This is a genomic window from Neobacillus cucumis (assembly GCF_002860255.1).
GTDB classification, from domain to species: Bacteria; Bacillota; Bacilli; order Bacillales; family Cytobacillaceae; genus Neobacillus; species Neobacillus cucumis_A.
Window position 1 is genome coordinate 35,633 of sequence record NZ_PGVE01000042.1, and the last position, 22,261, is coordinate 57,893.

The following is a 22,261-nucleotide window of genomic DNA, read 5'->3' on the forward strand; positions in this document are numbered from 1 at the left end:
TTATTTAGAGGATTTTAATGCGAAAGTACTTGATGGAATGAAATCCCATGGTATAAGTGTGAGTAAGCATATAAAACAGAAAAACCCTTGCAGTGGCAAGGGTTTTTAGTACGTCCCAAAGAGGATTCGAACCTCCGACCTACAGTTTAGGAAACTGTTGCTCTATCCTGCTGAGCTATTGGGACAAATAAAACTAAATAACTTTATTCCAACACATATTTAATATATCCCGTCCTGATCTCAGAAAGATTATTCAAGAAGCAGCTCAATCAGTACGCTGTAGCAGAATCACTGAAGAGGATTCGAACGTGCTGAGCTATTGAGACAAAAAATAAGGAACGATATTAATTATAATGAGTTAATTGTAAAAGGTCAATAAAAACTTGATGTTATGACATAGGTAAGTTTCTCTCCACCTCGGTTTTTCTAGCAGTCTTTTCCCCAAATAATGTCCAGACAATCAGGCTTAATAATATCAATAATCCTTCCAATGATAATATATACCAAGGATAGGGGCCTAGAACATCTAAAAGGCTGGCACTGTTTGGTTTATGGCTCAAGAACATATAATTCCCGCCTACAAGGTTATTAATGAGCATAATGAACGGCAACATTACATTTAAAAAGATAAATAACTTCAAGACTGACCATAGGGTAGGACGGTAGCCCTTCACCCATGTAAAATAGAGCGGCACCCAAATGGTCATTAAGTGCGTATAAAAGAAGTGGAAAAAGCGGAAATGCGGAAAATCATAATTTAATAATGGCGTAAAGACAGCCTGTGACGCTCCTAATAGGGCGGTAAATAACAGAATCTCGTAAATGATCTTTTTTCGAGTCAGTAATAAGATGATATTTAAAATAAGACTAATACTGCACAGTTCAAGCGGAATCGCATGACTGATATCCCAACTGCCATTTATGAACATCCAGTAATGATAGGCTGCTTCTATTAATATTAATGAAATGGCTGCGCCAATCTCCCAGGCTCTTGCTTTAGGGGATTTTAAGTGTTCTTTAAATAGATAAATGCATGTGGCCACTATCAATAAAAGCGCAATAATGAAAAAGTGACTAATTGAAAACATTTCAAAATCATAATTTTTGCTGCTTCGTCCAAACCATTCCAAATCAACACCCCCATTTTGAACATTACCATGATTTTAATTCAGAAAAAGTCGAAAGGTAGAAGTCTGGAAAATAAATTTACCTATTAATTTGGCAAATATTCAACGGGTGCCGGCCTCGGTGGGATATGATATAATAGTTTGTCGAAGAAAATCGAAATGTATGGGATGAAAATTCCTTACAATAAAAATTGATTAATACCCTGGAGGTCATTATGGCTGGTTATACGCCGATGATACAACAATATTTAACCATTAAGGCAGATTATCAAGATGCCTTTTTATTTTTTCGCTTAGGCGACTTTTATGAAATGTTTTTTGATGATGCCATCAAAGCATCACAAGAACTAGAAATCACCCTGACAAGCCGAGAGGGCGGGTCCGAAGACCGAATCCCGATGTGCGGAGTACCTTACCATTCCGCCCCCAACTATATTGAACAACTAATTTCCAAAGGCTATAAAGTAGCCATTTGTGAACAAATGGAAGACCCAAGACAAACAAAAGGCATGGTAAAGCGGGAGGTCGTCCAACTTATTACGCCTGGGACCGTCATGGATGGAAAAGGGTTAACCGATAAAGAAAACAACTATCTTGCATCCATCACCAATTTTGATGACCAAACCTTTGGATTTGCCTATAATGATATTTCAACAGGGGAAAGCCGAGTCACATTGCTCACCAAATTTGATGAAGTGCTGAACGAATTGGCAGTCTTAAGTGCCAAAGAAGTGGTCGTTCCTAGTAATTTCGACGGGGATCTGCAAAAGAAGATGCGAGAACGTGATGTGCTGGCCATCTCTTTTGAGGAAAATAGTTCAATAGAATTGAACTTTGCCCATCTGCTCGAAGGACTTAACCAAGAGAAATTAAAGCAAACGGCAGCAAGGCTGTTTCATTATTTATTCCGTTCACAGAAAAGAAGTTTAGACCATCTTCAGCCAGTAACCACTTATCAAATTCAGCAATATATGAAAATTGATTACTATTCCAAACGAAATCTGGAACTTACTGAGACGATTCGTTCAAAAGGAAAAAGAGGCTCTTTACTATGGCTGCTGGATGAAACCAAAACAGCCATGGGCGGGCGGATGCTAAAGCACTGGATTGACAGACCGTTAATTCAGCAAAAAGAAATTGAAGAACGTCATAATCAAGTAGATGTGTTAATTCAGCATTATTTTGAGCGCCAAGAGCTTCGTGAAAATTTAAAAGAAGTGTACGATTTAGAAAGATTAGCAGGACGTGTAGCCTTTGGTAATGTCAATGCACGCGATCTAGTCCAGTTAAAGCGCTCGTTAATGCAAGTGCCATTTTTAAAAAAGATCCTTCATGGAATGCAAAATGAGCAAATGAATGAAATTGCTGATAAGCTCGATCCCTGTGAAGAGGTCACGGACCTTCTTGAACAGGCGATTGTAGATAATCCTCCGCTTTCCTTAAAAGAAGGGAATATCATTCGAGACGGATATCATGACCAGCTGGATCAGTACCGTGATGCAAGCCGGAATGGGAAAAGCTGGATTGCTCAATTAGAGCGGGAAGAACGGGAAAAAACAGGGATTAAGTCCTTAAAGGTCGGTTATAATCGTGTTTTTGGGTACTATATCGAAGTCACACGGGCCAACCTTCATCTTTTAACTGAAGGGCAATATGAGCGAAAGCAGACCTTAACCAATGCCGAACGCTTTATCACGCCGGAATTAAAAGAAAAAGAGGCCCTGATTTTACAGGCAGAAGAAAAATGCGGTGAACTGGAGTATAACTTATTCACCGAAATTCGGGAAATGGTGAAGGAACAAATTCCACGCCTTCAAGCTCTGGCTAAAGCAGTCAGTGAGTTAGACGTTTTACAATGTTTTGCTCAAGTCAGTGAAGAACGCCGCTATGTAAAACCGCAATTTTCTAACGAGCGCCGAGTAGTGGTAAAGGATGGACGTCATCCAGTTGTAGAAAAAGTATTAAACACACAGGAATATGTACCAAACGACTGCTGGATGGACAGCGACCGTGAAGTGCTGTTAATCACCGGTCCTAACATGTCTGGTAAAAGTACGTACATGCGTCAAATCGCCTTGATTTCCATTCTAGCGCAAATCGGATGCTATGTTCCGGCAACAGAAGCGGTTTTACCGATTTTTGATCAGGTATTTACTAGAATCGGAGCCGCGGATGATTTGATTTCCGGTCAGAGTACCTTTATGGTCGAAATGCTTGAGGCGAAAAATGCGATTGCGAACGCCACTCAAAATAGTTTAATTTTATTCGATGAAATTGGGCGTGGAACTTCAACTTATGATGGTATGGCGCTTGCGCAGGCTATTATTGAGTACATCCATGAGCGAATTGGGGCGAAAACTTTATTCTCTACCCATTACCATGAATTGACCGTTTTAGAAGAAGAACTTACGAAGTTGAAAAATATCCACGTGAGTGCAATTGAACATAACGGCAAGGTAGTCTTTCTTCATAAAATTAAAGAAGGTCCGGCCGATAAAAGTTACGGAATTCATGTGGCACAACTTGCCGAACTTCCGGCAGAATTAATCAGACGGGCGAGTGAGATTTTAGCTGAGCTAGAGCAGACGGATGCTCAAATGGCTCCAGTAAAAAAAGTAGACGAGCAACAGGTTCCTGAGAATAAGATTGAAACACCAGCTGAACAGCCAGCACAGTTATCGTTCTTTGATGAGCCTGCGGCACCGAAAAAAGTGGAGCCGACTTCAAAAGAAAAGCGCGTCATAGACAAAATAAAAGAGTTAGATTTATTAGATGTTACACCTCTTCAAGCGATTAACCTGCTATATGAGCTCCAAAAAAAGCTAAAGTAAGGAGGCTTTATTGATGGGCAAGATTATCCAATTAGATGAAATTTTATCAAATAAAATAGCAGCCGGTGAGGTAGTCGAACGCCCTGCCTCTGTTGTAAAAGAACTAGTGGAAAATGCGATTGATGCTGGCAGTACCGTGATTGAAATTGAAATCGAAGAAGCCGGGCTCGCAAAAATCCGTATTACCGACAATGGCAATGGAATTGAGGAAGACGATGTATTGATCGCCTTCCAACGCCATGCCACTAGTAAAATCAAAAATGAAAATGACTTATTCCGTATTCGAACGCTCGGATTCCGTGGCGAGGCCCTGCCAAGTATCGCCTCCGTTTCAAGACTCGAGATGAAGACTTCTACCGGTGAGGGTGCAGGAAATCGGGTTGTGATTGAAGGCGGAAAGGTCGAAGTGTTTGAAAAAGCATCTGCAAGACGCGGCACAGATATCACGATTACAGATTTATTTTTCAATACGCCTGCCCGTTTGAAGTATATGAAAACCATTCATACGGAACTTGGAAACATTACCGATGTAGTAAACCGGCTCGCGCTCTCCCATCCTGAGGTTGCCTTTCGGTTAATCCATAATGAGCGGAAACTGTTGCAGACAAACGGAAACGGCGATGTCCGCCAGGTATTAGCGTCGATTTATGGGATGGCGATTGCCAAACAGCTTGTTCCGATATCTGGTAAATCGCTAGATTATACGATTAGTGGTTTTGCTTCCATGCCGGAAGTAACAAGGGCTTCAAGAAACTATATTTCGACGATGATCAACGGACGTTTTATTAAAAACTACGCGCTGGCAAAGGCCATTCAAGAGGGCTACCATACACTGCTTCCAATCGGACGTTATCCGATTGTTTATCTTAATATTGAAATGGATCCATTGCTTGTGGATGTGAATGTGCATCCATCGAAAATGGAGGTTCGTATTAGTAAGGAAGCCGAACTGTATGAACTGGTAACTACGATGATCAAAGATACATTTAAATCAAAGATCTTAATCCCGTCAGCGTATACACCTGTGAAAAAAGAAGAAGTGAAATCAGAGCAAACAGCGTTAGCTCTTGATGAGGGGACACCGGCCGCTAGTAAACCGATAGAAACACCATGGGAGCGGCCTGCTTTTACACAAACGATTCATGAAACTCCTTCCATTCCGGTTCCTCGTTTTGATAACATTCCTGTTAAGCAGGAGGTAACTTCTATCGAATCGACTTATGAATCGGAAGAGGAAACGTTTGAGGAAGAGTATATCGATGACACGGATCCATTCATTGAACAAAAACCAAGTGTTCCGCCACAACAAGCTGTTGACAGTGATGAAGTCAAAAGCAGGATTCCGCGTCTTTACCCAATTGGACAAATGCATGGCACGTATATTTTTGCACAAAATGAAAATGGTTTATATATTATCGACCAGCATGCCGCACAGGAACGGTTGAAATATGAATATTTCAGGGAAAAAGTCGGACAGGTTCAGTCCGAGCTGCAAGAACTACTCGTGCCGATTACGTTAGAGTATTCAACGGACGAATATGTGAAAATAACGGAGAATCATAATGAGCTAGAAAAGGTGGGCGTGTTTCTAGAAGAATTCGGTTTAAATAGTTTCATTGTCCGTTCTCATCCGCAATGGTTTCCAAAAGGGGAAGAGAAGCTAATAATTGAAGAAATGATTGAACAGGTTTTATTGATGAAAAAGGTGGATATTAAAAAGCTACGTGAAGAGGCCGCGATTATGATGAGTTGTAAAGCTTCTATCAAAGCTAATCGCCATCTGCGCAATGATGAAATCCAGGCACTTCTTGATGATCTGCGAAAAGCATCAGACCCGTTCACTTGTCCGCATGGAAGACCGATTATTGTCCATTACTCTGTCTATGAGATGGAGAAGATGTTTAAGCGGGTAATGTAAGAAGAGAGATAGTTAGATTGTTGAGGACAAACCAATAAATAGTATCAAGTAAACGGTCGTCAATAAGGGTTCTTGAGGACAAAACAAGCATTAGAAAAAAGTAAACGGTCGTCAATAGGGGTTCTTGAGGACAAAACAAGCATTAGAAAAAAGCAAACGGTCGTCAATAGGGGTTCTTGAGGACAAAACAAGCATTAGAAAAAAACAAACGGTCGTCAATAGGGGTTCTAGAGGACAAAACAAGCATTAGAAAAAAGTAAACGGTCGTCAATAGGGGTTCTAGAGGACAAAACAAGCATTAGAAAAAAGTAAACGGTCGTCAATAGGGGTTCTTGAGGACAAAACAAGCATTAGAAAAAAGGAAACGGTCGTCAATAAGGGTTCTTGAGGACAAAACAAGCATTAGAAAAAAGGAAACGGTCGTCAATAGGGTTCTTGAGGACAAAACAAGCATTAGAAAAAAGCAAACGGTCGTCAATAAGGGTTCTTGAGGACAAAACAAACAATAGAAAGAAGCAGAAGGTCGACAATTAGGCTCATTGAGGACCTATCAAATTATAGTAACACCCAAATCGTCTTCAATAAAAATATCAAAACAAAAGGCTGCAGGAATCACCCTGCAGCCTTTTCTATTACCCTACTTCACACCAGCCTGAATCTTATTAATATATTGAAGTGCCTGTCCAGTTCCGACAGCCACAGACTCCAATGGATCAGTCGCCAGCTGTACTGGAACAAAAATCTCCTCACTCAGCCAGGCTTCCATTCCGTTCAACAACGAACCTCCGCCAGTTAAGATGACACCGCGGTCAACGATATCACCACTCAATTCGGCTGGGCAATCCTCAAGCGTAGCACGAATCGCCTCTAAAATATGCAGCAGGGATTCTCTAATCGCATTTCGAATCTCATAAGATGATAGAGTAATAGTTTTCGGTAGCCCTGTCACCAAATCCCGGCCGCGCACGTCCATAAATTTTTCCTCATGGTCAGTCAGCCCGTAACCAATTTCCATTTTAATATTTTCAGCCGTTCTCTCACCAATTAAGACATTGTACTCTTTTCGTACATGTTGAATAATATCTTCATCCAAACGGTCGCCGCCAATTTTAATCGAGTGGCAGGCCACTACACCGCCGAAGGAGATAATCGCAACCTCTGTATTCCCCCCGCCAATATCAACAACTACGTTAGCAACTGGCTCGTCTACTGGCAGCCCAGCCCCGATCGCAGCAGCTACAGGTTCCTCAATCAAGGATATTTTCTTCGCGCCGGCATTACGAACGGCATCCTGAATCGCTCGACGTTCTACGCTAGTCGAGCCAGAAGGAATACAAACTACCACATTCGGTTTGCGGAGGGCGAAACCTAATTTTTTAGATGCCTTACGCATCATATGTTTTAGCATTTCGGTTGTTATGTCAAAATCCGCAATAACCCCATCTTTTAACGGACGGATGGCCATAATCTTTTCCGGTGTCTTACCGATCATCTCTTTTGCCTCGTGCCCCACTGCAACGACATTCTTTGTTTCTGTATCTATTACCACTACCGATGGCTCGTTAAGCACGATTCCTTTACTTTTACTATAAACCAATATATTAGCTGTACCTAAATCAATTCCAATATCAAAATTAGAAAGCATTTATATTCACCCAGTCTCTAAGAATTAATAATTTCATAAAAAGCTACGATTAAGACTAACATGAATTTGGGGGTAAAAAGCATTTTGTAAAAGAACCGTTATCGATTTGTAAACTTATAAATTTTTTTGTCATATTTTGAAGAAATGTGTTATAAAAATTTCATCTAACAAAAACGCATAGAAAAGAAAATTTTTGTATATAATTGTTTGATGTTCTACTGCTTTTTAAAATTGTGTTACCATGTAGGGGTGGACGCGGTTAAAAAATACCCTCCATCACTGAAAAAAAGCATAAGGCAGTGAGAAAATCGTGGATTCCAAACAAAAATTATTAGTTATCATTGGCCCTACCGCTGTGGGAAAAACCAATCTTAGCATCGAAATGGCTAAACTCTTTAATGGTGAAATTATCAGCGGGGATTCCATGCAGATCTATCGTGGCATGGATATTGGGACAGCAAAAATAACGAAAGAAGAAATGCAGGGTATCCCACATCATTTGATTGATATCAAGGAACCAGAGGAGAATTTTTCAGTTGCAGAATTTCAACTCTTGGTTCGTGCAAAAATAAATGAGATTGCCAAAAGGGGGAAGCTTCCCATCATTGTTGGCGGGACAGGGTTGTACATCCAGTCTGTCATTTATGACTATCAATTTTCGGATGTTTCCGGTGACGAGGCTTTTCGTCTGGAACTAGAGGAAAGAGTAAAAGAAATTGGGAATGAAGCATTGTACAAAGAGTTACAAGAGGTTGACCCAGAAAGTGCTGCTCAGATTCATCCGAATAATGTGAGAAGAGTCATCCGAGCTCTTGAAATCTTCCATTTGACAGGTAAAACCATGCGTGAGTACCAGAGTAAACAGCAGCCGGATCTGATGTACGATACAGCGCTGATCGGTTTAACAATGGATCGTGAAAAGCTTTATGAGCGTATCAACTTAAGAGTAGATATCATGGTGGAGCAAGGACTGCTAGCTGAGGTGAAGTCCTTGTATAATCAAGGGCTTCGTGATTGTCAATCCATCCAAGCCATCGGATATAAAGAGATTTATGACTATTTAGATGGCAAGGTGACATGGGAAGAGGCAGTTGAACAATTAAAACAAAACTCTAGAAGATATGCAAAAAGACAATTAACTTGGTTTCGGAACAAAATGGATGTACAATGGTTTGAAATGACAAATGTGAACAATGTCGCAAAAAAATTAGCGGAAATTTCACATTATGTTGAAGGAAAGCTTCAAGTAAAATCGAATACATATTAGTAGAGATAAAAGAGGAGGATATACAAATGAAAACAACAATCAATATTCAAGACCAATTTCTGAACCAGTGCCGCAAAGACAACACCCACGTAACGGTGTTCCTTTTAAATGGTTTTCAATTAAGAGGCTGCATTAAGGGCTTTGATAATTTTACCGTTTTATTCGAATCAGAGGGGAAACAGCAATTAGTATTTAAGCACGCTATTTCCACATTTGCGCCGCAAAGAAACGTCCAGCTTGAGTTGGATAACCAATAAAAGTTACCGAAAACGGAGCCCGATTAACGAGGGCTCTTTTTTTATTTTTAGAAAATAAAAGAAATCTTCTTTAATGAATTTAAGGGATCGTGAATAGACATTAAGAGAAGGATTATGCCTAACCTAAGACACTTCTGAGTAGCTTAAATCTTGCTACCTTACGTATACGGTCCGCAGAATGAGAGGTGATAGCTTTGGATCAACCAATTCGTACGAAAAGTAACGGCCAAATAAGGGTGGTACTCAACTCACAGGAAAGAACAACCGTAAGAAAAGAAGTACCTGATTTTCAAGTTGTTCCAAAGGTCATTCCCCCAGAGCATACGGCACTAAAAGAAATTGAAGAAGAGCTCGGGGCATTGGTTGGCATGGAAGAAATGAAACGAATGATAAAAGAAATTTACGCATGGATTTATGTGAACAAAAAGCGTGAAGAAATGGGGCTGAAGGCGAAAAAACAAGCCCTCCATATGATGTTTAAAGGGAACCCAGGAACAGGAAAGACCACGGTTGCTAGGTTAATTGGCAAACTGTTTCAAAAGATGAGCGTACTTTCAAAAGGTCATTTAATTGAAGCCGAGAGGGCAGACCTCGTTGGTGAGTATATTGGTCACACTGCCCAAAAAACAAGGGATTTGGTGAAAAAAGCCCAAGGAGGAATTCTATTTATTGATGAGGCCTATTCCTTAGGGCGCGGCGGTGAGAAGGACTTTGGAAAAGAAGCCATTGATACCCTTGTTAAACATATGGAGGATAAGCAGCACGAGTTTATTTTAATTCTTGCAGGTTACTCGCGAGAAATGGATCATTTTCTCACTTTAAATCCTGGCCTGCATAGCCGTTTTCCATTAGTGATTGATTTTCCGGATTATAATATCGAACAGCTGATGGAGATTGCGGCAAGGATGTTAAAGGAAAGAGAGTATACATTAAGCCATGAGGCCGAAAAAAAATTACGAGATCATTTGATTTGGGTAAAGGCAGTTTTAAATCCTAATAGTTTTTCAAACGGCAGATATGTCCGGAATGTCATCGAAAAATCCGTTCGGGCACAGGCGATGCGATTGTTAATGTTAAACAGCTACGACAAACATGAATTAATGACACTTAGAAGCAATGATTTGGTATTCGAGGAAGATTAAATTCAAGGTGCTGAGGCTGGAAATAAAAAAATCGGCGGGAATTCATCCGCCGATTTGTTTTTGATTATGGATCGTTTGGGAGACTTCAAGACTTCGGGAAGGAAGCTTCCAATCAAATGTATAAGATAGTACACGTAAAACAGTCACTACAACAAATAGTGTATATAATTGCCATGATTCAGTGGCGATCTCAAGACCGATCATAAAACCAGCCAGTATAGCCCAGACCGCATAAATTTCTGCTCTAAGAACAATCGGTTTTCTTTTGGCCAGTAGGTCCCGGATAATCCCTCCGCCGATACCAGTTAGTACAGCAGCTACAATCACTGCGCTTAGGGGATGATGCATTTTCTCCGCATACATGGCACCCTGAATCGCAAAAGCGGATAGGCCGATGGCATCAAAAAGGTTTCCCCATTTCTGCCAGTGCCGTAAAAGATTATTAGGGAATAAAAATACCGCTGTAATCGACAACAAAGCAATTTGAAAAAATAATCCCTGTTCCCATAAAGCGGAGACAGGTACGCCAATCAACAGGTTTCGAATCGCTCCCCCGCCAAATGCAGTCACAATTCCTAAAATATAAACCCCGAAAATATCATATTCCTCTTCCATTGCTACAATCGCACCACTGATGGCAAAGGCAATGGTGCCAATCATACTCAAAACTTCCCAGGTCATGTTGATTTCTCCTCTTAGTCGTTATATAAAAACACTATGATAATAGTAAAAACGTTCTACTTAAACAATAAAATTTTATCATTCTGTATGAAAATTTCAACAATTATTTTAATAAAGGCTGCTTTCGCATAAATTGTTGTTTTTCGTAAAAATTTATCGACCCGTATAATTATATGCATCGTGGCATCTTTTCGTAAGAACATTTGCGAAAATTGCCTTGAAACATAGTACATGGCCCTTAACTAGGTCCAAAAGCATCAAAGTTTACGAAAAGAGCCTTAATAAACAAAAGGATGGGGAAAATTAGTGATTACAAAGATTTTTTGATATGATGGGTGTTAAGCACAGTTAAGGAAGGAAGGGTGCCTGTGGAACAAAAGGAAACAAAGGAAAAAGTAATTCTCGTCGGCTGTCAAACAAACGGGGATGAGGATCTACGTTTTGACTATTCGATGGAAGAGTTAGGCGCATTAACCGAAACCGCACAAGGGGAGGTCATTGCATCGGTGATCCAAAAGCGAGACCGTGTCCACCCTGCTACCTATATTGGGAAAGGGAAAGTGGAAGAACTGAAAGCACTCGTTGAGGAGCTTGAAGCAGACATCGTGATTTTTAATGATGAACTTTCTCCAAGTCAAAAAAGAAATCTAGGCTCAGAAATTGAAGCCAGAATCATCGATCGGACCCAACTCATATTAGATATATTCGCGCAAAGAGCGCGTTCTAAAGAAGGAAAGCTGCAGGTTGAACTAGCACAGCTTCAATACATACTTCCCCGCTTGGCCGGACAAGGTACAGCGTTATCAAGACTCGGTGCCGGAATTGGAACAAGAGGACCAGGGGAAACCAAACTAGAATCAGATCGAAGACATATTCGCAGAAGAATTGACGATATTAAAAGTCAACTTTCTGTTATTGTGCAGCATCGTGACAGGTATCGCGAGCGCAGAAAGAAAAATAAGACCTTTCAAGTGGCGATTGTCGGTTATACCAATGCCGGAAAATCAACACTTTTTAATCGTTTATCCGAAGCAGAGTCCTACGAGGAAAATCAATTGTTTGCTACACTTGATCCCATGACGCGTAAATTGATTTTACCAAGTGGATTTTTAGCCTTGATTACTGATACTGTTGGATTTATTCAAGATTTGCCAACAACCCTGATTGCGGCCTTCCGTTCCACGCTTGAGGAAGTGAAGGAAGCGGACTTGCTTCTGCATGTGGTGGATATGTCAAATCCAGATTATTACCAGCATGAAAAAACAGTAAAAAAGTTGCTGGATGACTTAGAAGTGAAAGATATCCCGCAAATAACCGTGTATAATAAAAGAGATATTCAACATCCGGATTTTGTTCCAACAGCGGATACGACCACCGTCTTCATTAGCGCCTTTGATGCATCGGATCGTCATGCCTTGAAGGAACAGATGGAAAAAGTGGTGATGGGTATAATGGAGCCTTATGAAGTCCAGATTCCTTCTACTGAGGGTAAGCTGCTTTCGCAACTGAAAAATGACACAATCTTAAGACAGCTTGTTTTTGATGAGGAAAGTGAATTTTACCGCTGTAAAGGTTATACGCTCCCGGATCATCAAATCACAGGACAATTACAGAAATTCACGATATAGTTAGGAGTAACAACATGTTTCAACAACTGAAAAATGGGGAAAGCCTCGAGCCGCTCGTACGAAAAGTAGAACAGCAAATCGCTGAAGTACATAAACAAATAGACGAAAAAATAGAAAGTAACCAATTTCGAGTATTAAAAAGTTTTCAAAAACACCGCGTAAGCGACTCGCACTTTATTCCTTCAACTGGCTACGGTTATGATGATATCGGCCGTGATACGTTGGAATTAGTATATGCAGATGTCTTTGGCGGAGAAGCAGGGCTTGTCCGCCCGCAGATTATTTCCGGTACACATGCGATCTCGATTGCCTTATTCGGAGTTTTAAGACCTGGAGACGAACTGCTTTATATGACAGGGAAACCTTATGATACCCTTGAAGAAATCGTCGGGATTCGCGGGAATGGGGTTGGCTCGTTAAAGGAGTTTGGTATTTCTTACGATAGCGTCGCCTTAACCAATGAAGGGGCCATCAATTGGGACGAGGTGGCTGCAAAAATAAAACCAAATACAAAAATGATCGGAATCCAGCGCTCTAAAGGGTATGCCACACGACCATCTTTCACCGTAGCAGAAATCGGCCAAATGATTTCTTTTGTGAAAGAAATCAAGCCTGATTTAGTTGTCTTCGTTGATAATTGCTATGGGGAGTTTGTAGAGGAACAGGAGCCGTGTCATGTGGGAGCGGATTTAATGGCAGGCTCCTTAATTAAAAATCCAGGCGGAGGACTTGCCAAAACGGGTGGATACCTTGTTGGAAAAAAACAATGGGTGGAGGCCTGTTCTTACCGAATGACCTCTCCGGGAATCGGTGCGGAGGCTGGCGCGTCCCTTTATAGTCTACAAGAAATGTATCAGGGCTTCTTTCTTGCACCGCATGTTGTAGGGCAGGCATTAAAAGGAGCCGTGTTTACTTCAGCCATGCTGGAACAATTAGGGATGAATTCCACTCCAAAATGGAATGCCGAAAGAACAGATTTAATTCAGTCCGTTCAATTTGATGATCGTGATAAAATGGTTTCTTTTTGTCAGGCCATCCAATTTGCGTCGCCTATTAATTCATATGTCACTCCGCATCCAAGTTATATGCCTGGATATGAAGATGATGTGATCATGGCAGCTGGTACGTTTATTCAAGGGGCTAGTATTGAGCTAACAGCCGATGGTCCGTTAAGACCTCCGTATGTGGCATATGTTCAAGGGGGACTAACCTACTCCCATGTAAAAATGGCCATATGTTTAGCCGTTGACCATTTAATAGAAAAGGGATTAATTCAACTAAAGTAGGAGAAAATATAGGTGCAGCAACATTTGTTGCCCAATATTTTCTAAAAATCATGTAAGAAAATCTTACATAACGTTGACATCTTTTCTAACAAGAAATATAATAGCATTATGATTGACTATAAGGGAGGAGAAATTTGGTGAGTGGAAAAGAAATTCGTCGTTCCATGCCATTGTTTCCTATCGGAACGGTCATGCAGCTAACTGAGTTAACTGCAAGACAAATCCGCTACTATGAAGAACACCAATTGATTTCTCCAGCAAGAACCGAGGGAAACAGACGTCTATTCAGTCTAAACGATATTGATAGACTATTAGAAATTAAAGACTTAATTGACCAAGGTGTAAATATGGCTGGAATTAGACAGCTGTTTACGGTCAAAGAGCAACAAGAATCTAATGTCATTGAAAAACAAGCAGAAAAAGCCAAACAAGAATTAACTGATGAACAACTTAGAAAGCTTCTTCGCAATGAATTAATGCACTCTGGCAGAAACAATCGATTTACATTACGCCAAGGCGATATGTCTCGATTTTTCCATTAAGGTTAATCATTCTTTTCTAAAATAGGGGGAATTAAAATGGCAAAGTATTCAAGAGAAGACATCCAACGGATGGCGAAAGAGGAAAACGTAAAATTTATTCGTCTTCAATTCACCGACATTCTTGGAACAATTAAAAATGTTGAGATTCCTATCAGCCAGCTTGAAAAGGCACTTGATAACAAAATGATGTTTGACGGTTCTTCTATCGAAGGATTTGTACGTATCGAAGAGTCCGATATGCTTCTATATCCAGACCTAAGCACATGGGTAATTTTCCCTTGGACAGCTGAAAAAGGAAAAGTGGCTCGTTTAATCTGTGACATCTATACTCCAGAAGGAAAGCCTTTTGAAGGTGACCCTCGTAACAACTTAAGAAGAGTATTAAAAGAAATGGAAGACCTTGGTTTCACTAACTTCAACCTTGGACCTGAGCCAGAATTTTTCTTATTTAAATTAGACCAAAAAGGTGAACCAACTTTAGAACTTAACGACCAAGGCGGATACTTTGACTTAGCTCCAACAGACCTAGGTGAAAACTGCCGTCGTGATATCGTTCTTGAGCTAGAAGAAATGGGCTTTGAAATCGAAGCATCACACCATGAAGTAGCTCCAGGACAACACGAAATCGACTTTAAATACGCCGATGCTTTAACTGCATGTGACCAAATCCAAACATTCAAACTTGTTGTAAAAACAATTGCTCGTAAGCATGGCTTACACGCAACATTCATGCCAAAACCATTGTTTGGTGTAAACGGATCTGGTATGCACTGTAACCTTTCTTTATTCAAAGATGGCCAAAACGCATTCTATGAGCCAACTGGAAATCTTGAATTAAGCGATACTGCTCGTCAATTTATCGCTGGTATCCTTAAGCATGCTCCAGCGTTTACAGCTGTAACGAACCCAACTGTAAACTCTTATAAGCGTCTAGTTCCTGGCTATGAAGCACCTTGTTATGTAGCATGGTCTGCTAGAAACCGTTCACCACTAATTCGTATTCCTGCATCTCGCGGCCTAAGCACACGTGTAGAAGTACGTAGCGTTGACCCTGCAGCAAATCCATACCTAGCAATGGCCGTTCTATTAAAAGCTGGTTTAGACGGAATTAAAAATAAATTAACTCCTCCAGCTCCAGTAGATCGCAACATCTATGTAATGAACAAGGATGAAAGAATGGAAGAAGGTATCATCGATCTTCCAGCAACACTTGCAGCTGCATTAGATGAATTAAAGTCAGATGAAGTGATTGTTTCTGGTTTAGGAGAGCACATCTTCGAACACTTTGTTGAAGCAAAAGAGATCGAGTGGGATATGTTCCGTACTGTTGTTCACCAATGGGAACGCGATCAGTACATGAGCATGTACTAAGAGAATAAATGAAAGAAGCCTTGGCGCACTATGCGTCAGGGCTTTTTTGTTATGTGAGCCTTTGCGTCCAGAAGGTGTCTTATCTGCTGAAGCAAAGGTTAGCTTGCTTGTTTAGGGGATAAGAGGTGTTCTTATCTGCTGGAGCAAAGGATAGTTTGCTTGTTTGGGGGATAAGAGGTGTTCTTATCTGCTGTAGCGATGGATTGCATCTTTGTACGGGGGATAAGTTTCCTTCCTCGTGGTTATGAAGAACAAAATGTGGTTGAGTAAAGGGAAATTTGTCTTTCATTGTGGTCCTGAAGAACAAAATGTGGTTGAGTGAAAAGGAATTTGTCCTTCATAGCGGTTATGAAGGACAACATGCGATTGAATCAAGAGGAAAGTATCCTTCAACAAGGTTATGAAAGATAAAATGCAGGCGGAAAGAAAGGGAAGTGTCTTTCATCAGCGAACTGAAAGTCAAGAGCGGTTAAGTGAGGTGGGAAATGACCTCCAATAAGGAAGGTATATCAAAGTAGAAAACTGTCGAAAAATACTTATTTATTTTTACAATCATAGTTATTAAAATTGTAATAGTAAAAAAGGTGTAAAACTTAAGAACTATATAATGTAGTTTAAGGAGGATTTAGCTTGAAAAAGTATTTGTCAGTTGGAATTCCATTTGCGCTTTTAGTAGGATTTACTCTTGGATCTGCAGGAGAGACAGAAGCAGCAACAAAAATTATAACTTTCAAAAATTGTACAGAACTGAATAAGGTTTATAAGGGTGGCGTTGCCCGTTCTGCTTCAGTAAAAAATAAGGGTGGAAAGACATATTATAAACCTTTTGTCTCCCAAGCTCTATATGACGCAAATAAAAAGAGCGACAGAGATAAAGACCTCATTGCCTGTGAAAGATAAAAAGTAAGTAAAGGGGCATCTTCCTATAAACAGAGAGTACATACTATACCAAAAGCGCTGAATTCATATGATTCAGCGCTTTTGGTATTAAATGTTAGGCCCTGTTATTATTCATTGTTGATTTTCTTGTAGGTATGAGAATTCATGGGCGGAGAATTTCCGGCTAATGTTATAGAGGAAGCTTAAGAAGCAGATATAAGCGAAGATATTCCGATTAACTGCTCTAAATAAAACAAAATCCAAAGATTTGGATAATATAAACGGAAAAACTTCCTTTATTTTTAAGGAAATATGGGTATTTCCCAACTAAAACGGAATTTTACAGTTTATTTTTCAAACACAATGAAATCAACATTCAGTTACAACAGAGCCAAATATTAAAAAAATAAAAGAGAGCTGTCTCAGCTCTCACAATATTAATGAATATGACGATAAACCCCAATAACTTTCCCAAGTATCGATACATTTCGTAAAATAATAGGATCCATAGCAGAATTTTCTGGCTGCAGGCGAATGTAATCTTTCTCCTTAAAGAACCTCTTACATGTTGCCTCGTCATCTTCAGTCATCGCGACAACAATATCCCCATTATTGGCAGTTTGCTGCTGCTTTACAATTACGTAGTCTCCATCCAGTATGCCTGCTTCTATCATACTTTCACCCATGATTTCTAGCATAAACACTTGTTCATCTGAAGGAGCTAAACTTTCAGGTAGCGGGAAGTATTCTTCTACATTCTCAATTGCCGTGATCGGTAAACCGGCCGTTACCTTACCAACCACTGGAACATTGACAACTTTATTTCTAGGAATCTGTGCAGCTTCATCTGCATCTAGTATTTCAATTGCTCTCGGTTTGGTAGGGTCTCTTCTAATGAGACCTTTGCTTTCCAAGCGTGCTAAGTGACCGTGAACAGTAGAACTGGATGCAAGTCCAACCGCTTCACCAATTTCCCTAACCGAAGGAGGATATCCCTTACTCCTAACCTCTCCCTTAATAAACTCCAGGATATCCTGCTGCCGCTTTGATATCTTTACCATGATAAAATGCACCTCGCCTGGTTAATGTTGTCTTTATTATAGCATGTTCTACCATCATATACAAACATAAGTTCGAGAAAATGGTTGACATCAAACAAATGTTCGTTTTATAATAAAAACAAATCAAAAGAGAACATATATTCTTATAAGAGGTGCGGAAAATGAAAAAGTTATGGAATCAATACTCATATGCTATTACTCTTATTATTTTAAGCTTCACATTGGCAATTGTATTATCATTTAAACATCATTCAGATGATCGATATGTTAAAGTTACGATAGAACAAGGAGATACACTTTGGAAAATCTCTAACCAATTTAAAGACCAGCATTCTTTAACAAATAAGGAGTTCGTAAGCTGGGTAAAAAAACATAATGAAAACGCAAGTGATCAAATTTTTCCGGGGGAAGAAATCGTCATTCCAGTTAGTAAAAAAGCAACACAAACAACAACCATACTAGCAAGTGCTCCTGAAGAAGAATAGGCGGGGCTGGTATTTATATAGGAGAAATACAATGAAAGCTATTATTTATTGTAGAGTGAGTACAGAAAAAGTAACACAGGATACGTCATTAAAAAGACAAAAGGAGGAGCTTATTAACCTTGCCCATGAAAATAATCTTGATGTGATAAAAATAATCGAGGAAAGACATAGTGGATTTGATGTAGAAAGAGACGGGATTATTGAGACATTAGCACTATTTAAAGATAAACAGGCTGAGGTTTTGCTTATTCAAGACGATACTCGTCTAGGACGAGGGCATTCCAAAATTGCACTTGTACACGAACTCCAAAAAATGGGTATAAAAGTTATGACCATACAGGATCACGGAGAAATCTCACTGTCAGATGCTGATTTAATGGTACTAGAAATATTAAGTGTTGTTGAAGAATTTCAACGTAGGATTGCAAGATATAAAATTAGAAGAGGCATGGTAAGAGCGATCAACGAGGGGTACGAGCCACAAAAGAATTTATCTAATATTAATCAAGGCGGAAGGGAAAAGAAAGAATTACCTATCGAGGAGATCATAAATCTTCGGCAAAAAAAACTCACTTTCCATGAGATTGCTGCAACATTAAGAGGATTTGGATATGATGTTAGTAAAGCAACGGTGCACAGGAGATATAAGGAATACATCGATGAAATAGAGGAACAAAGTGATTAAATTACAACTTTATAATCAATTCTAAACAACGAACCAGATCTCGTTGTTTTTTTATTTTTAACATATGGAAAAAATGATCATATGCGAAAGTGTCAGAGTCAATTATAGTAATATATTAAAACTTATCAATATCTCTACTATTTAAAAGTCACCTTGCATCTTGTATATTTTTTGTCTGTTAAGATATATTTCATAAAGGTTTTCGAGAACGTCTAAACCTTCTGCCTTGTCAGAACGTGATTTTTTTAGTAAAATCAAGTGTCTTAAGTGAGTTTGACAGAAAGGATGGTACCTGTATGCTTTCAAAAGAAAAAATGGCTCGTATTAATGAACTGGCTAGAAAAGCAAAATCGTCAGGATTAACAGAGTTAGAAGCAAAAGAGCAATCCAAACTTAGAAGTGAATACTTGGCTACTTTCCGGGCAAATATGCTCGATACATTAACTAATACAAAGTTTATTGATCCCGAAGGAAATGATGTTACACCTGAAAAACTAAAAGCTAGAAAGAATCGTCCCCTTCATTAAGGATCAATTCAATGAACCTCGCTTACATTTAAGCGAGGTTTTCTTATTTTCTACTACATAGATTCATTTTGTCTTAGTCAAAATAACAAATAATAGGACAATTTTCTGTCTAATTTTTGTTTATTAGTTGTATTAATAGACAGACCCAGATATTATTAAATAGTATTTAGTATTCGTGAACAAGAAAGGATGTAATTCATGTTTAGTACTATTGATGATTTATCCGTAACATCTATTCGTACGCTTTCTATTGATGCAATTGAGAAAGCGAACTCTGGGCACCCAGGTATGCCAATGGGCGCTGCACCAATGACTTATACATTATGGACAAGATTCATGAACCATAATCCAAGAAATCCTCTTTGGTTCAACCGCGATCGTTTCGTTTTATCTGCAGGCCATGGTTCTGCATTGTTATACAGCATGCTTCACTTATCCGGTTATAACCTAAGCATGGAAGACATTAAACAATTCCGTCAATGGGGAAGTAAGACTCCTGGACACCCTGAGTATCGCCACACAGAAGGCGTAGAAGCAACAACGGGTCCACTTGGACAAGGTATTGCAATGGCTGTGGGTATGGCAATGGCAGAACGCCATGTGGCTAGTGTTTATAATAAAGACAGCTATGAAATTGTGAACCATTTTACATACAGTGTTTGTGGCGATGGTGACCTTATGGAAGGTGTTTCTGCAGAAGCGGCTTCACTTGCAGGACACTTAAAATTAGGACGTTTAGTCGTTCTTTATGATTCCAATGATATCTCTCTTGATGGCGACTTAGATAAATCATTCTCTGAAAGTGTAAAAGGACGTTTCGAAGCTTATGGCTGGCAATATCTTCGTGTAGAAGACGGTAATAACCTTGACGAAATCGCTAAAGCACTAGAAGAAGCAAGAAATGACCTTGACCGCCCAACCATGATTGAAGTAAGAACAGTTATTGGATATGGTTCACCAAACCGCGCTGGTACATCTGGTGTCCACGGTTCTCCACTGGGGGCTAACGAATTAAAGCTTACAAAAGAAGCTTATAAATGGACGTTTGAAGAAGATTTCCACGTTCCACAAGAAGTGTACGAAAACTTCCAGAAACTCATCGTTGAAAATGGTGAAAAGAAGGAAAAAGAATGGAACGAAATGTTCGCTCAATATAAAAATGAGTATCCTGAATTAGCTGTTCAGCTTGAACAAGCATTAAATAATGAACTTCCTGAAGGCTGGGACAAGGACGTTCCTGTTTACCAAGAAGGAAAGAGTCTTGCAAGCCGTGCATCTTCTGGAGAAGTTCTAAATGGCATTGCGAAAAACCTTCCAATCTTTATCGGCGGTTCAGCAGACCTTGCAGGATCTAATAAAACAATGATCAAAGGTTCAGCAGACTACATGCCAGGTGCCTATGAAGGCCGCAATTTCTGGTTCGGTGTTCGTGAATTTGCAATGGGTGCAGCAATGAACGGTATTGCTCTTCACGGCGGTGTAAAAGTATTTGGCGGAACATTCTTCGTATTCTCTGATTATCTTCGTCCAGCTATCCGTTTGGCGGCAATCATGGGATTACCAGTTACCTATGTATTTACACATGATAGTATCGCTGTTGGTGAAGACGGCCCAACACACGAACCAATCGAGCAGCTTGCAGCATTACGTGCAATGCCTGGTCTATCGATCATTCGCCCAGCAGACGGTAATGAAACGGCGGCAGCTTGGAAGCTTGCGGTTGAATCAACTAACAAGCCAACTGTCCTTGTCTTGACTCGTCAAGATTTACCTACATTAAAAGGTACAGATGTAAATGCATATGAGGGAGTTTCAAAAGGTGCGTATGTAGTGGCTCCTGCTGAAAAAGAAACAGCGGATGCATTAATTCTTGCGTCTGGTTCAGAAGTAAGTCTTGCGGTCGAAGCTCAGAAAGTCCTTGCTGGTGAAGGCGTACAAGTTTCTGTTATCAGCATGCCATCATGGGATCGTTTTGAACAACAATCTCAAGAATATAAAGATTCTGTTTTACCAAAAGACGTGAAAAAACGTCTTGGAATTGAAATGGGAGCTTCCTTAGGCTGGCACAAATATACTGGTGACGAAGGCGATGTATTGGCCATCGACCAATTCGGAGCATCAGCACCAGGTGAAAAAATTATGGAAGAATACGGCTTCAGCGTGAATAACGTAGTTGCACGTGTGAAGGCTCTTCTACAAAAATAGGATGATGAGGAGAACGGAGTTTCCGTTCTCTTTTTTTTGTATATTTATAAAAAATGGAAAAGTAGCCAATCTCCCTTAGTAGCCCTCAAAAAATGATTACAATATTATGAACAAATGCCACTTTTAAAGGAAAGTTCATCAATTCTACCGAAATTCAATAGTAAATAACTCAGTAACCTTATTATCGACAAAAGTAGTGAAAGTTTTTGGCGCCGTAAGACAAACGTTTTGTTGTTGCTTTTTTATAATAGTAAAAAGTGGTTCAACGAAGGGGAGAACAGTGGTGAGAAAATATCAGCTATATTTAATAGAAGATGAATTTGCCGCCCATTACTTCGGAAGAGAGCGTATATTTTATCAGCTTTTTCATGAACATGATACTGCTGACGGCGAGCTTAAATTTATAACACAAAAACAAATTGCCTATATAACCAAAAGAGTAGAGGTCTTAAAAATCCATAGTCTGCTTCAAAAACAGTTGGGGAAAATGAAGGGATTTAAAGCAGATCATGGTGCATACACCATTTCATTAAGTGGAAAACTAAGCATGGCAAGATTAGAAGTTTTTCAAGAATTAATTACCGTCGAAGCAGAAGGCAGCTATGAAGCAGAAACCGCTTTTTTCGAAGTGCTCCGAAAATGCGAATCCTCCTTTATAGCGATTGATCTTGAACATGAGCGATATGGATGGTTAAAGCCAATAAAAGAAAGAAAATTTGTCTAA

General features: G+C 39.7%; 19 protein-coding genes and 1 tRNA gene. 15 read left to right on the plus strand and 5 right to left on the minus strand.

Annotated features, from left to right (window positions below):
• Positions 1–111 precede the first annotated feature (111 nt).
• Positions 112–185, minus strand: a tRNA-Arg gene (locus CVD27_RS10835).
• Between the two features lie 204 nt (positions 186–389).
• Positions 390–1,130 carry a YwaF family protein gene (locus tag CVD27_RS10840; RefSeq protein WP_101647928.1) on the minus strand — a complete coding sequence of 247 codons (741 nt, stop codon included), beginning with the start codon at positions 1,128–1,130 and terminating at the stop codon, positions 390–392.
• 212 nt (positions 1,131–1,342) lie between these two features.
• Between CVD27_RS10840 and mutS the strand changes: the two genes are divergently transcribed.
• A complete protein-coding gene (gene mutS, locus CVD27_RS10845) occupies positions 1,343–3,958 on the plus strand; it encodes a DNA mismatch repair protein MutS (RefSeq protein ID WP_180960225.1) in 2,616 nt (871 codons plus the stop codon).
• A 13-nt stretch (positions 3,959–3,971) separates the two neighbouring features.
• On the plus strand, positions 3,972–5,876 hold the full coding sequence (mutL, locus tag CVD27_RS10850; protein WP_101647929.1) for a DNA mismatch repair endonuclease MutL: 1,905 nt from the start codon (positions 3,972–3,974) through the stop codon (positions 5,874–5,876).
• Positions 5,877–6,513: 637 nt separating this feature from the next.
• Here mutL and mreBH read toward each other — a convergent pair.
• Entirely contained in the window at positions 6,514–7,521 is a 1,008-nt protein-coding gene (gene mreBH / locus CVD27_RS10855) for a rod-share determining protein MreBH (RefSeq protein WP_101647930.1), read from the minus strand.
• Positions 7,522–7,831: 310 nt separating this feature from the next.
• On the opposite strand from mreBH, the gene miaA reads away from it, so the two are divergent.
• The 3 genes from miaA (at position 7,832) to spoVK (ending at position 10,187) form a co-directional block, all read left to right on the plus strand.
• Positions 7,832–8,788 (plus strand): tRNA (adenosine(37)-N6)-dimethylallyltransferase MiaA, encoded by a 957-nt coding sequence (miaA, locus tag CVD27_RS10860; protein ID WP_101647931.1) that lies wholly within the window; start codon positions 7,832–7,834, stop codon positions 8,786–8,788.
• Between the two features lie 26 nt (positions 8,789–8,814).
• Positions 8,815–9,045, plus strand: coding sequence for an RNA chaperone Hfq (hfq, locus tag CVD27_RS10865; RefSeq protein ID WP_101647932.1), 231 nt, complete (start codon positions 8,815–8,817; stop codon positions 9,043–9,045).
• Between the two features lie 194 nt (positions 9,046–9,239).
• Positions 9,240–10,187: a stage V sporulation protein K gene (spoVK, locus tag CVD27_RS10870; RefSeq protein ID WP_101647933.1), complete on the plus strand. Its 948-nt coding sequence runs from the start codon at positions 9,240–9,242 to the stop codon at positions 10,185–10,187.
• Positions 10,188–10,229: 42 nt separating this feature from the next.
• Here spoVK and CVD27_RS10875 read toward each other — a convergent pair whose 3' ends face one another.
• Entirely contained in the window at positions 10,230–10,868 is a 639-nt protein-coding gene (locus CVD27_RS10875) for a trimeric intracellular cation channel family protein (RefSeq protein ID WP_101647934.1), read from the minus strand.
• 368 nt (positions 10,869–11,236) lie between these two features.
• Here CVD27_RS10875 and hflX point away from each other — a divergent pair, with 368 nt between their 5' ends.
• The 5 genes from hflX to CVD27_RS10900 all read left to right on the plus strand — a co-directional run bounded on the left by hflX (position 11,237) and on the right by CVD27_RS10900 (position 16,595).
• The gene (hflX, locus tag CVD27_RS10880) at positions 11,237–12,496 is read left to right on the plus strand and encodes a GTPase HflX (RefSeq protein WP_101647935.1); all 1,260 of its coding nucleotides are present in this window, start codon (positions 11,237–11,239) and stop codon (positions 12,494–12,496) included.
• A 14-nt stretch (positions 12,497–12,510) separates the two neighbouring features.
• Positions 12,511–13,782, plus strand: a complete 1,272-nt coding sequence (locus tag CVD27_RS10885) for a methionine gamma-lyase family protein (protein WP_101647936.1) — start codon at positions 12,511–12,513, stop codon at positions 13,780–13,782.
• A 137-nt stretch (positions 13,783–13,919) separates the two neighbouring features.
• Positions 13,920–14,324, plus strand: a complete 405-nt coding sequence (locus CVD27_RS10890; protein WP_101647937.1) for a MerR family transcriptional regulator — start codon at positions 13,920–13,922, stop codon at positions 14,322–14,324.
• A 36-nt stretch (positions 14,325–14,360) separates the two neighbouring features.
• Positions 14,361–15,695, plus strand: a complete 1,335-nt coding sequence (gene glnA / locus CVD27_RS10895; protein ID WP_101647938.1) for a type I glutamate--ammonia ligase — start codon at positions 14,361–14,363, stop codon at positions 15,693–15,695.
• Between the two features lie 630 nt (positions 15,696–16,325).
• The gene (locus tag CVD27_RS10900) at positions 16,326–16,595 is read left to right on the plus strand and encodes an excalibur calcium-binding domain-containing protein (protein ID WP_101647939.1); all 270 of its coding nucleotides are present in this window, start codon (positions 16,326–16,328) and stop codon (positions 16,593–16,595) included.
• 416 nt (positions 16,596–17,011) lie between these two features.
• On the opposite strand, the gene lexA is transcribed toward CVD27_RS10900, so the two are convergent.
• The gene (gene lexA / locus CVD27_RS10905) at positions 17,012–17,635 is read right to left on the minus strand and encodes a transcriptional repressor LexA (RefSeq protein ID WP_101647940.1); all 624 of its coding nucleotides are present in this window, start codon (positions 17,633–17,635) and stop codon (positions 17,012–17,014) included.
• A gap of 161 nt (positions 17,636–17,796) precedes the next feature.
• On the opposite strand from lexA, the gene yneA reads away from it, so the two are divergent.
• From yneA to sirA, 5 genes are all read left to right on the plus strand, one after another.
• A complete protein-coding gene (yneA, locus tag CVD27_RS10910) occupies positions 17,797–18,120 on the plus strand; it encodes a cell division suppressor protein YneA (RefSeq protein WP_101647941.1) in 324 nt (107 codons plus the stop codon).
• 31 nt (positions 18,121–18,151) lie between these two features.
• The gene (locus CVD27_RS10915; RefSeq protein ID WP_101647942.1) at positions 18,152–18,805 is read left to right on the plus strand and encodes a YneB family resolvase-like protein; all 654 of its coding nucleotides are present in this window, start codon (positions 18,152–18,154) and stop codon (positions 18,803–18,805) included.
• Positions 18,806–19,101: 296 nt separating this feature from the next.
• Positions 19,102–19,332, plus strand: a complete 231-nt coding sequence (locus CVD27_RS10920; RefSeq protein WP_098528585.1) for a DUF896 domain-containing protein — start codon at positions 19,102–19,104, stop codon at positions 19,330–19,332.
• A 198-nt stretch (positions 19,333–19,530) separates the two neighbouring features.
• Positions 19,531–21,537 carry a transketolase gene (gene tkt / locus CVD27_RS10925; RefSeq protein ID WP_101647943.1) on the plus strand — a complete coding sequence of 669 codons (2,007 nt, stop codon included), beginning with the start codon at positions 19,531–19,533 and terminating at the stop codon, positions 21,535–21,537.
• Between the two features lie 283 nt (positions 21,538–21,820).
• Positions 21,821–22,261 carry a sporulation inhibitor of replication protein SirA gene (sirA, locus tag CVD27_RS10930; protein WP_101647944.1) on the plus strand — a complete coding sequence of 147 codons (441 nt, stop codon included), beginning with the start codon at positions 21,821–21,823 and terminating at the stop codon, positions 22,259–22,261.